General features: G+C 43.0%; 8 protein-coding genes. 7 read left to right on the plus strand and 1 reads right to left on the minus strand.

Annotation, left to right across the window (positions count from 1 at the left end; genetic code table 11):
- Positions 1-53: 53 nt before the first annotated feature.
- From trxA to HXT60_RS01150, 5 genes are all read left to right on the plus strand, one after another.
- A complete protein-coding gene (gene trxA, locus HXT60_RS01130; protein ID WP_004112182.1) occupies positions 54-440 on the plus strand; it encodes a thioredoxin in 387 nt (128 codons plus the stop codon).
- A gap of 133 nt (positions 441-573) precedes the next feature.
- Positions 574-1,578, plus strand: coding sequence for a G5 domain-containing protein (locus HXT60_RS01135; protein WP_421791211.1), 1,005 nt, complete (start codon positions 574-576; stop codon positions 1,576-1,578).
- A 201-nt stretch (positions 1,579-1,779) separates the two neighbouring features.
- Positions 1,780-3,438 carry an MDR family MFS transporter gene (locus tag HXT60_RS01140; protein WP_004116956.1) on the plus strand — a complete coding sequence of 553 codons (1,659 nt, stop codon included), beginning with the start codon at positions 1,780-1,782 and terminating at the stop codon, positions 3,436-3,438.
- A gap of 1,038 nt (positions 3,439-4,476) precedes the next feature.
- Positions 4,477-5,277, plus strand: a complete 801-nt coding sequence (locus tag HXT60_RS01145; protein WP_004112186.1) for a DeoR/GlpR family DNA-binding transcription regulator — start codon at positions 4,477-4,479, stop codon at positions 5,275-5,277.
- Between the two features lie 269 nt (positions 5,278-5,546).
- On the plus strand, positions 5,547-7,355 hold the full coding sequence (locus tag HXT60_RS01150) for a DEAD/DEAH box helicase (RefSeq protein WP_192381913.1): 1,809 nt from the start codon (positions 5,547-5,549) through the stop codon (positions 7,353-7,355).
- A 579-nt stretch (positions 7,356-7,934) separates the two neighbouring features.
- Here HXT60_RS01150 and HXT60_RS01155 read toward each other — a convergent pair.
- Positions 7,935-8,357 carry a DUF3052 domain-containing protein gene (locus HXT60_RS01155; RefSeq protein ID WP_004112197.1) on the minus strand — a complete coding sequence of 141 codons (423 nt, stop codon included), beginning with the start codon at positions 8,355-8,357 and terminating at the stop codon, positions 7,935-7,937.
- 283 nt (positions 8,358-8,640) lie between these two features.
- Between HXT60_RS01155 and nrdD the strand changes: the two genes are divergently transcribed.
- Positions 8,641-11,094 (plus strand): anaerobic ribonucleoside-triphosphate reductase, encoded by a 2,454-nt coding sequence (gene nrdD / locus HXT60_RS01160; RefSeq protein ID WP_004112200.1) that lies wholly within the window; start codon positions 8,641-8,643, stop codon positions 11,092-11,094.
- A 194-nt stretch (positions 11,095-11,288) separates the two neighbouring features.
- Complete coding sequence (nrdG, locus tag HXT60_RS01165; RefSeq protein WP_004112206.1) at positions 11,289-11,996, plus strand: anaerobic ribonucleoside-triphosphate reductase activating protein; 708 nt, start codon at positions 11,289-11,291, stop codon at positions 11,994-11,996.
- Positions 11,997-12,191 lie beyond the last annotated feature (195 nt).

Here is a 12,191-nt window from a genome sequence, read left to right on the forward strand (position 1 = left end):
GACAGATACATATATAATGGCATGAATAAGTGATTGCACTAAAAGGGGTAAAAATGGCGGTTATTCATGCTACGCAAGATAATTTTGAGAAAATTGCTGGTACTAATGAAATAGTTGTTGTTGATTTTTGGGCAACTTGGTGCGGACCATGCCGAGCTTTTGGTCCTATTTTTGAACAAGTTAGCGAAAAGTTTGACGATGTTCCATTCGTTAAGGTAGACATAGACCAGTCTCCTGATTTGGCAAGTGCTGCGGCGATTAAAGCGGTTCCAACGGTTATGGTTATCAAACGTGGAGATGTTATTTATCGTCAGGCTGGTGCTTTGTTGCCAGCCGATTTAGAAGATTTAGTCAATCAAGCTAAGGCTTACGATCCTAGTAAAGATGATGAAGGTAATTCTGTAAGCGAATCAAGTGAATCTGAAAATGATGGGGAATAGTAGTAAGAACCTTGATTTTAAGCCATTCTCTTTGCATGAGTCTACAATTATACATACTTTGTGCAAAAAGCTGTATGAGGATTATTTATTTTTAGATTTACGCTTTGTGCATTAACTTCTACCAAGGAGAGTTATGACAAGTCACCGAAGGAAAACTGTTACACTTACCTCATTGAGTGTTCGTCAGTGGGCAAGAATTGTAGCGATTTTTGTTGGTTTTGTGTCTGTAGTAACTCTTGGTATTGCGTCTAGGAACTTTTATTCGGCATCAAAGAATCATTCTGCGAAGCCTTACATAACTGCTTATTCTGCTACAGATTCCTCTAATCAGGTTTCGCGTGGTATGTATCGTAATTCGCTTAAAAGTGTTAAAAAAGGCGCTACTTCTTACATAACTGTGAATATCAATGGGAGTCATCGTACTGTTCTTGGCACGGATTTTACAAACGTTAAGTCTGTTCTAGAAGCTGGAGATATTACTCTTGGGCCTAATGATGTTGTAGAGCCTGCACTTGATTCCAAGGTAACTGAATCGACAGTTATCAACATTAAGCGTGCAGGCGCAAAGCTTGAAACTTCTGATGAACCGATTGCTTTTAACACGGTTAAGAAGGAAACTGCAGCTCTTCCAAAGGGCACGGAAAAGGTTAAGGATCAGGGTGCTCTTGGCGTGATGGCAACAAGTAAGATTGTTACTCGCGCAGGTGATAAAGTTGTTTCGTCTAACGTTTTTGTATCGTTTGTTAAGCAGGCTCCAAAAGATAAGGTCATTCTTGTTGGCACAGGTGGAGCTAGCGTAGATTCAGATTTTGCATCTTCTATTGGTACTACAGTTCCTGCTGGTGAAATGCAGGAGTGGGCGCATTCTTGGCTTCTTTCTAACGGTTACAGTGAAGCTGATTTTACTGCTACAGTGTTTATTATTTCACATGAATCAGGTTGGCGCGTAAATGCTATGAATCCTTCTGGAGCATACGGTTTGCCTCAGGCTCTGCCTGGAAGAAAGATGTCTTCTATGGGTGCTGACTGGGCGACTAATTATCAGACTCAGCTTCGTTGGTTCTGGAATTATTGCAATGGTCGTTACGGTTCCATTCAGGGTGCCTACAGGCATTGGTTGTCTCATAGAAGCTACTGATTTGTATTATACTTGCTACTATTATGAATTTTGCGGCAATTGTAAGTTTGTGAGGATTATAGATTTATAGACGCACAGACTCATAGTGTGTACTTATAGATTTGTTTTAAGGCGATTATCGTAGAGTCAAGTATGTTTCTTGGTTTTACGATAATCGCTGATTATTTTATGCGTGTTGTGTGAATATGGAAGGAAATTTAAGTGACAATATTGCCTAGAAAATCATGGTTTAATAAGGGTGATGAATTTGCTAGTGAGCATGCTAGCTGCAAGTCTTTCGTGAACTTGTCTAAACTTAGTCATGCTCTTGTTGGTGAAGAAGCGTATAAAAACAATCGTCTCACGCGTGCAGCCTTGGTTTCTCTGGCGATTCTAACTTTTATAACTTTTATTGGCAATTTTGCGCAATTGCAGCTCACTGCTGCATTACCTACTATTGTGCGTGAGTTTAACATAAGTGTTACTACGGGACAGTGGCTTACGTCTATTTTTCAGCTGATTATGGCTATTATGGTGCCGCTAACAGCATTTTTGACTAGACGATTTTCTACTCGTCAAATTGTTATTACTTCCATGATTCTTTTTACTCTAGGCTCAGTTATGGCGTGGCTGAGTAATGATTTTATTATGGCGTTAGCTGGGCGAACTCTAGAGGCTATTGGCACTGGAGTTATGTGGCCTGTTCTACAGATTACTGTGTTTTCTGTATACCCAGTTACTCGTAGAGGAATGGCTATGGGTAGCGTTGGTATGGCAATGAGCATTGCTCCAGCAATTGGACCAACAGTTGGTGGTATGCAAACTGATTTTAATGGTTGGCGTTCTATATTCTTATCTCTTACAATTATCGGCGTAATTTCTATTATTCTTTCCATACTTTTCTTACATAATTTCGGTGAACATGATCGCTCTGCTAAGGCGGATTTTTTCTCCGTTGGACTTTCAATTGTTGGCTTTGGTGGAGTTATGTTTGGTTTCACAAACATTGAGTCTTATGGTATTTCAAATCCGCTTTCGTGGTCACCTATGGTTGTTGGAGCATGTGGAATAACGTGGTTTGTGATTAGACAATTGCGTGCGCGAGTTAAAGGAAAGCAGCCGTTGCTTGGAATAAGCGTGTTGAAGAATCGCTATTTTACGATTGGCACCGCTTGCGCATGTTTAACATTCTTTGCGTTTAGCTCAATTATGGTGGTTATTCCGCTGTATATTCAATCAGATCGTGGTTTTTCAGCTACTATGAGTGGTCTGGTATTGTTGCCTGGCGCGTTTGGAATGGCAATTTCGCAATATTTTGGTGGGCGTATGCTCGATCGTTTTGGTGTGCGACCTGTAGCAATGGCAGGCTCTCTTATTTTGCTTTTTGGCACAGTTATGATGAGCCTTATCGATAAAGACACATGGATTTGGTGGATTTCAATCTGGCAGTTTACGCGACAAATCGGCATGGGATTTTTGCTTATGCCTGTTACAACATGGTCTTTAAATTGCTTGCAACCTAGTGAGTTGGGCGATGGTTCTGCAGTCACTAATACAATGAGACAGCTTTGGGGTGCTATTGGTGCTCCAGTACTTGTTGTTACTATGGCTACTTTTACTCAGTGGTATCATATGCTTACTGGAGTTGGTTCTGCAGATAATTTGGCAGCCAGCATTTTTGGTGTTCAATGGACTTTGAGAATTAGTGCGATTATTACGGCTGTTATGGCTTTAATTGTGATTTTTGGGGTTAAAGGTGATGGGGCTGGTTCTGCTCATCAGCTTGCGCGTAAGGCGATTGATCGTATGCGCGTTTTGCATATTCCTCATGCGTCGGAGCATAAAGACGTTATGCACGATCACACGCATCATCAATACTGATATATTGCACGCTCTTTGACTTGTTTGCTGTTGCGCGCTTTCTTGTTTGGTATTGTGCATCTTCCTTGTTTGGTGTTGTAGGAGGGCTGGGTGTTTCTATGCTCGCTTGTTATAGCGCATTATTCTTTACTTGGTATTGCGCGAAGTTTGAGTATTTCTCTCCTCGCAGGCGCGACGACCTGACTTTTCGCTTAAAGCGTAGCGCGAAAAGGCAATTCGGAGCGCTGAGCTTGCTCAGGTTGAAAGCACGGTGTGCTTTCAACGCAAGCGAAGACGTGAGCGCGCTGTAACGCGAGAACGACATTCTCTGTTTACTGTTGCTAGAGGGCTGGCTAATTCTTGTCTCACAACGCTCTGCCTCTTGCGTGTTGGTTGTTGTTGCGGTTGTTCCGTTTTGTCTTTGATTTTGTTTTTTGGTTGAAGTTTGTTTGTAGTGGTTGATCATTTGGATTATTTGGTATCGGCTGCCGCTCTTATATTGTTCGACCAAGAATCACCCAGCCCTCCTACGTACTTGAACAATTGCGTATATCTTAATCACTGAGATTCTCGATTTTTCTTCTTCATTCGATGAATCACCATCGGAGGACTGCGAATCGACTTGCATGAGCGCTTTGACTGAGCTTGAAATTGCATAACGCATTTCAAGCTCCTTCAAAGCGTGATTTGGCTTAATGCATAAAGTCCAGTGGACTTTATGCGCCAAATCAGCCGAACGGCTACTAATAGCCGTGAGGAATAGCGTAGCGCGCGAATGCACTTCGATTCGCTGAGCTTGCTCAAAGTTGAAAGCACAGTGTGCTTTCAACGCAAGCGAAGACGTGAGCGCGCTGTAACGCGCGAGCGATACATCTCATTCAGTGCGAAAAATCAAGAATCTCTACCTAACTTGGTATTGGTAAATTTTGCATAATCATTTGTTCGTTTTGTTGAATTTTGCAAAATTTTCTTATGAATTTTGTTAACTACCTAACGTTTTTCACATAGAAACGCTCATTTGAGTTTGTTTTTTGCGTTTAGTTGTGCGATAATGTTCACATGATTTCTTCTCAGCGTCAGCAGTTGATTTTAAGCCGTCTTCGCACTAGAGGGGCTGTGCGTATTACTGCTCTTTCTAAAGAGCTAAGTGTTTCGGCAATGACTATTCGTAGGGATATCGCCGAGCTTTCAGACAAAGGTCTTTTAAAAAGAGTTCATGGTGGTGCTGTTACAACTAACACTCTTCTTTCTGAGCCTCTGTTTTCGGTAAAGTCGCAGATGGATATGGGCTTAAAGGACGCAATCGCCAGCAAAGCTGTGGATTATGTTCAGCCTGGAGATGTTATAGCTATTGGTGGTGGCACCACTGCTTATGTATTTGCTCAGCATCTACTTGAGTCTCGCAGAGCTTCTGGTATTACGATTTTAACCAATTCGATTCCTGTTGCAGAGCTTGTTCAGGCGCTTGAGTCTAAAGATATTGAAGTTATTGTTACTGGCGGAGTTATTACTAGATCTAATTCTCTGGTTGGTCCTATTGCGGATAAGGTTGTTTCGTCTTTGCGCGTAAACACCGTGTTTTTGGGCACTCATTCCGTGAGCCTACCTCGTGGATTCCTAATGCCTAATTCTCTTGAAGCTGCTACAGATATGGCTTTGATGGATATTGCGGATCGTACGATTATTTTAACAGATCACACTAAATGGACTTGCACATCGCTTTCACTGTTTGCTCGCTTCGACCAAGTGGATACTGTTATTACAGATGATTGTCTGGATGCGGATTCTCAGCTTCGTACGCGTGAGCTTGTTAAAAATTTGGTTCTTGCTCCTACAATAGATTCTTTGGAAGAAGAGTAGCTTGTAGATCAGTATTGCATTACTTATTGCGTATTGTGTGGGGCTTGTGTTAGGCTCAGTTAGTTCATGACTTTGTAGTGATTACACATTAAAGTTGCGCGGCTTATGCTTGCGATTCACGGTTTGCTTGTTTTGCGCACTTTTGCTGCTTTGCAGTCTGTAGATTAATTTTGTGCAATTACATTTGTAATTGCGCCTTTGAATGTTCGTAATTACGCATTGTCAACATTATATGTCAACTATGTTGAAGTAATTTACGAAAGGCTATTGTGCCACATACTCATTATGCTGCGTCTGCTAAAACGCAAGGTGCTAAGAAATCTGCTGGTAAAAAATCTGCTGTAAGTCAGGGAGCTAATAAGAATTTTTCTAAAAAAGGCTATAAGTCTAATAGAAACCCATTTGAATATCAGGGAAATCGTAAGAATAACGAATTTAATGCGCGTAAAGCACGTAATCGCAAGGCAGACAAAGCTAGAAGTCGTGCTCGTGAAAAGGCTTTGCAATATGAAGAGATTGCAATTCAAGAAGCTGAACAAGATTTTGGCAAACGCGATTTAAAAAAGCGCGATTTTGATTTTGACAATCGCAATATGAAGAAGAGTAGAGATAGTCGCCACAATAGACACCAGACAAGTCGCCAGCAACCGACGACTATTGATACTGAGTCTTCAATAAAGAAAAATCTAGAAATTACAAAAAATTCCGTAATGATTCCAGATACAGCTGTGGAATCTCGAGAAAACTATAGTGATGATGTTACTTTTGCACAGCTTGGCGTTCCAGAACCATTGGTTAACGTTTTGCGTGCAGACGGCAAAAACACGGCTTTCCCAATTCAGCAGGCTACTCTGCCAGACTCTTTACAGGGTGCAAACATACTTGGTAGAGGGCGTACAGGAAGTGGTAAAACTTTAGCATTCTCGATTCCTCTTGTAGCAAGATTAGCTGAAAACTTTGTTGATTTAATAAATTCTGGTCGTACTTCTAGAAAAAACAAAAATCGCGAAGATAGTAATATTCCAGCACCTCATGCGATGATTTTGGCTCCGACGCGAGAACTTGTGCATCAGATTGATGAGGTGATTGCTCCTCTTGCAGCAGCATATGGGATGCATACTGTTACTATTTACGGCGGAGTAAGATATCAGAGACAAATTGCTCCGTTAAAGCAAGGTGCTCAGATTATAGTAGCGTGCCCAGGGCGATTAGAAGATTTACTAAAACAAGGCGCATTAACGCTTGAAAACATAGAAGTCAGTGTTTTAGATGAGGCTGACGAAATGGCTGATATGGGGTTCTTGCCAGCTGTAACAAGGCTTTTAGAGCAGACAAATCCTAATGGTCAAAGAATGCTGTTTTCTGCAACTTTGGATAAGCAAGTTGCTGCTATAGTAAATCGCTTCTTGCCGAATGCTGTTGTGCACGCTGTGGATGATGCGGATTCTCAGGTAGATACAATGACTCATCATGTGTTTGGAGTGTCTGCAGGAGATAAGTATGAGGTTCTACGTAAATTAGCGTCTGGTAAAAAACGCTCTATATTCTTTACTCGCACAAAATACCAAGCTAAGAACATGGCTAAAAAGTTCATTAGTCAGGGTATTCCAGCCGTCGATTTGCAAGGAAATTTGTCTCAGAATCAGAGAGATAGGCACTTGGCTGTGTTTTCTGATGGGCTAGTGCGCGTTCTAGTTGCTACAGATGTTGCGGCTCGAGGCATTGATATTAGCGATGTGGCGCTTGTGGTGCAAACCGAGCCTCCAGAGGATCCAAAATCGTTCTTGCATAGATCTGGGCGTACTGCGCGCGCTGGGGAGTCTGGCGATGTTGTAACTCTTGTGTTGCCGAATCAAAAGCGCATGGCGAACACTATGCTTCGACGCGCTGGAATTCATGCTAAGGCAGAAGACGTTAAGCCAGATTCGCCTGTTTTGCAAGAAATTGTTGGGGATTTGGCGGATTTGCAAGAGGGCTGGAGTATGCCAGAGCCAGAGCAGCCAAAGCGCAGAGGCAGAGGAAGAAGCCGCAGGCGCGACGACCTACCTTCGCGCTTTAAGCGTAGCGCGCGAAGGTAATTCGGAGCGCTGAGCTTGCTCAAAGTTGAAAGCACGGTGTGCTTTCAACGCAAGCGAAGACGTGAGCGCGCTGTAACGCGCGAGCGGTTTTCTTTGTTTACTGTTGCGCGAGGGCTGGGTGATTCTTGTCTCACAACGCTCCGCCTATTACGTGTTGTCTTGTGTTGCGGTTGTTCCGATTTGGCTTTGATTTTGTTTTTTGTGTTGATGTTTGTTTGTAGTGGTGACTCATTGGATTATTTGGTATCGGCTGCCGCTCTTATACTGTTCGACCAAGAATCACCCAGCCCTCTTACGAGTCTGAACAATTGCGTAGCTTTCATCTCTGAGATTCTCGATTTTTCTTCTTCATTCGACGAATCACCATTTCATGCTGAGGTTCATCTCATTCAGTGCGAAAAATCTCGAATCTCTACTTCATTTGGTGTATTCCTGTAGTGCGTTTGTACCTGATTTACGGCGTGTCGCTATACAATCGCACTACATAAATATTAAGTCAATAATGTGCTATGAATCGCTGAAGCGCTGAAGCACTACAAAAAGCGCGTAGGCTAACTAACTAAGCGACGACTATTTGCGCTATTTGCTCTGACCCTTGCCGAATGCGCGCAAGCGGATTCCGTTCCAATCTTCGCTTACGGTTAAAGGAGTTGCAGCATTCATGCCAGCTGTTTTAGCAGCGGATTGCACTGTGCTGGAGCTTGGAGAGCCTTCGCGACCAGGCTTAGGTGTTAGAACCCACATTGGAGCTTCGTCGTCTAACATGTTTGTGGCATCCATAATCGTGTCTGCCAACTCATCCTCATCGTCGCCATCGCGCCACCAAATAATGACGCCGTCAACAGATGAGTCGTAATCTTCATCTACCAGATCTTCTCCAGTAAGATTTTCGATATTGTCGCAGATTGCATCGTCAACGTCATCGTCCCACAGCCACTGCTGTACGATATCTCCAGGTTGGAAGCCAAATTCTTCTGCATGTTGAAAAGCTGTCTGTTCCACGTGACTCAATATATCAAAGTGCCACGAATTTGTGCGATTTTTAAGTTTAGTGCGTGTTTCTTGATAACGGAATGCATATATATTCCGGTTGCATCGAGACACGCCTCAAAAATCGCGAAAATATCCAAAATCACTATATATAGTTTGTTTTTTGAATAAAGTTCCCTAGATATTGTGCAGAGGTTGGGTTATAGTTGAGCAAGTTGTTTTGAATAATGGTCATTATTCAAAACAGGATGGATAACAGGATAAATAAACTGTAGATGTAAGAAAGGTCTGTAGGATGCAGGTCTCTGGTACGACTTTAGAAGACATGACTTTAGAATCGCAGCTAAGCGATGTTGATGTAGAAATGGCTGATTCTATCTCGGATAGTGATTCTTCTAAGAAGTCTCGTGTGCAGGTCGAAAAGCGTGATGGTCGCGTTGTCGATTTTGATCAAATGAACATTATTATGGCAATTAAAGCCGCTTTTAAGGACTTGCGCAAAGAAGTCGGTCCTCAAGAAGAGCAGATGATTCGCGATATTACGGACCATATAGAAGCTGAAATTCAGGATCGTTACAATGGACCTGCAAAGATTGAAGATATTCAGACTCTTGTCGAGCATGGTCTTATTGAAAATCACCTTTACGAAGTTGCGCGTTGCTACACAAGCTATCGTCTAAACCGAGATATTGACCGCGCTAAGGCAACCGATATTAACGAAGCAGTAAATCGTCTTGTAAACCGAGATGAGTCGCTTGTTCGCGAAAACGCCAACAAGGATTCCAATGTTTACGCCACTCAGCGCGATCTTCTTGCAGGCGCTGTTTCCAAGGCTTCCGCGTTTTCTATGCTTCCTCATGCAGTTTCTAACGCCCATATGAAGGGTGATATTCACTTCCATGATGCTGATTATTCGCCATTTACTTGCATGAGCAACTGCTCTCTCCCAGATTTTGGTGATATGCTCGCTAAGGGATTTGCTCTTGGTAACGCAATGATGGATAGCCCAAAGTCTATTGGCACTGCTGCAACTCAGGTTACGCAGATTATTAAGGATATTGCAGGCGCACAGTACGGCGGTCAAACAGTTAATCGTGCAGACGAGATGCTTGAGCCTTATGCTAAGTGCGATTATGATAAGAATCTTGCTATGGCTCATGCCATGATTCCTGATTCTACGCCGATCGAAGTTGCCAAAGATATGATTGACGGTTTGAAAGCTCAGGAGCCTAAGAATCTTCATTGTTCGGATAGGGATCCGCTTCCTGCTGATACTCCTTTTGATGAAAACTTGAGTGAGCTTGATCAGATTCGTGAAATTTACGCAAAGATTATGACGCGCAAGGCGATTTACGATGCTATGCAAACAATGGAATATCAGATTAATTCCAACCGCGTTTCTAACGGTCAGACTCCGTTCGTAACTGTTGGATTTGGTTTGGGTACTTCTTGGTTTGCTCGCGAAATTCAGCGCGCTATCTTACTTAACCGTATTCGTGGACTCGGCAAAGATCGTCATACTGCAATCTTCCCTAAGCTTGTGTTTACTATTAAGCATGGTGTAAACGCAGATGCTGGCGATCCGAACTACGATTTGAAGCAGCTTGCGCTTGAGTGCTCTACTAAGCGCATGTATCCAGATGTTGTGTTCTACGAGAATATTATTAAGATTACTGGCTCCTTTAAGGCTCCTATGGGCTGCCGATCCTTCCTTCAGGGTTGGATTGATCCAAAGACTGGCAAAGACGTGGAAGACGGTCGTATGAATCTTGGCGTTGTGACAGTTAACGTGCCGCGTATTGCGCTGGAGTCTCATGGAGACGTGAACCGATTCTGGAAGCTTTTTAACGAGCGTATGGAAGTGGCTCATCAGGCTCTGCGATTCCGCATTATGCGTTGCAAGCAGGCAACCCCTGTGAATGCTCCAACGCTGTTCCGCTACGGTGCTTTTGGTCGTTTGGAAGCTAACGAAAGCGTGGATCAGCTGTTCCGCAACGAGCGTGCAACGGTGTCTTTGGGCTACATTGGCTTGTATGAGGCTACATCCGTGTTCTTTGGCAAGGATTGGATGCAAGATCACAGTTGGAACGAAGATGGCAAGCAATTTGCGCTTTCTATGGTTCGCCGAATGAATCAGCTTTGCCAGCAGTGGTCAAAGGCTGAAGGCTACCATTATTCCGTTTACTCAACTCCTGCTGAGTCTTTGACGGATCGCTTTAACCGCATGGATCGTCAGAAGTTTGGTCGTATTGAAGGCGTTACCGATCACGACTTCTACACCAATTCCTTCCACTATCCGGTTTGGCTGCAGCCAACTCCTATGGAGAAGCTCCGCTACGAGGTTGACTTCCCGTATCTTGCTTCTGGCGGCTTTATTAACTATTGCGAGTTCCCATGCTTGCAGGCAAATCCTAAAGCTTTGGAGGCTGTTTGGGATTATGCTTACAAGATTGGTATTGGCTACTTGGGTACGAACACTCCGATTGACCATTGCTTCGTTTGCGGATTCCAGGGCGATTTTGAACCGACTAAAGAAGGCTTCCGCTGCCCAGAGTGCGGAAACAGTGACCCAGATAAGTGCAATGTTACTAAGCGCACTTGTGGCTACTTGGGTAATCCTGTTCAGCGTCCAATGGTTCACGGACGTCACGAGGAAATCGCTCATCGCGTTAAGCACATGTCTGGAGAAACTGGTCATGTTGTTCTTAACAACGGTGAGTCTCGTGAATGGTACGAGGAGACCAAGTAGTAGCGGAATAGCGTGAAATAACGTTTTAGTTTGTGTTTATTATTTGGTGATATGTAATATATCTAGCCGTTAGAAAATGTTGATCGCATTTTTTGACGGCTGGATTTTATTTTATTTAACAAAAGTTAATACAATCTAACAAAAGTTTATTTAAGATTATTTAATAAAATATTTAAAGCTAGAGGAGGTTGACTATGGCTCGCATAAGTTTACATGATTTTGCTCCATCAGATGTTAACCGTGGACCGTGGATTCCAACCTCTCTTTCTAACAATCCTCGCGCAGGGCAGTGGTCCAGTGAGCGCATGAGCAAGGGAATGGTGGCTGATTATAAGCGATTTCTTATGACAGACGGCGAGGGAATTCGCTGCTCGCTTTACGTTTCTGGCTGCCCATTCCATTGCGTTGAATGCTATAACGAGTCAATTTGGGATTTTCGCGCTGGTCACCCTTATACTCAAAAGCTCGAAGACCAAATTATGGAAGATTTAGCGCAACCATATGTACAAGGATTGACGCTTCTTGGCGGTGAGCCGCTGCTTAACACTGGCATATTGATTCCACTATGTGAGCGTATTAGAAGCGAATTTGGCAATACAAAAGATATTTGGAGTTGGACTGGTTACACCTGGGAAGAGCTTATGCGACCGGGCGAGACTCCTGACAAGCTTGAGTTATTGCGGTACATTGACATTCTTGTTGACGGGCGATATATGAAGAATCTTCACGATTCGCTATTGCAATTCCGTGGCTCTAGTAATCAGCGAATTATCGACGTGCCAAAGTCGCTGGAAAATCCACAAAATCCGCCTGTAATCTGGGAAAAGCTTCACGATCAAGAGCGTTTTATTCCATCAATCTACGGCAAGGATCGTGCGCAAGGCGAAGGTGACGCTTCGTAATCCTATTGAATGCGCCACTCATACGATATATTTAACAATGTTTGCGGACGATTATAAGAATGCATACATATACACATGTTAAGCTAAATATAATTAACCTAGTAACATCTGTATTGCAAACTGTCAAAAGAATTATGCTAACTATGCTCATAAATACTGTAACTAAACGATATACAGTTGGGTATGTTTTTTCTT

The sequence above is a fragment of the Gardnerella sp. KA01002 genome, from assembly GCF_049244015.1.
Classification (GTDB): domain Bacteria; phylum Actinomycetota; class Actinomycetes; order Actinomycetales; family Bifidobacteriaceae; genus Bifidobacterium; species Bifidobacterium vaginale.

Excerpts from the sequence above, each read along its gene's own strand:
- trxA (WP_004112182.1), top strand. The coding sequence starts at position 54 with ATGGCGGTTATTCATGCTACGCAAGATAATTTTGAGAAAATTGCTGGT.
- HXT60_RS01135 (WP_421791211.1), top strand. The coding sequence starts at position 574 with ATGACAAGTCACCGAAGGAAAACTGTTACACTTACCTCATTGAGTGTT.
- HXT60_RS01145 (WP_004112186.1), top strand. The coding sequence starts at position 4,477 with ATGATTTCTTCTCAGCGTCAGCAGTTGATTTTAAGCCGTCTTCGCACT.
- nrdD (WP_004112200.1), top strand. The coding sequence starts at position 8,641 with ATGCAGGTCTCTGGTACGACTTTAGAAGACATGACTTTAGAATCGCAG.
- nrdG (WP_004112206.1), top strand. The coding sequence starts at position 11,289 with ATGGCTCGCATAAGTTTACATGATTTTGCTCCATCAGATGTTAACCGT.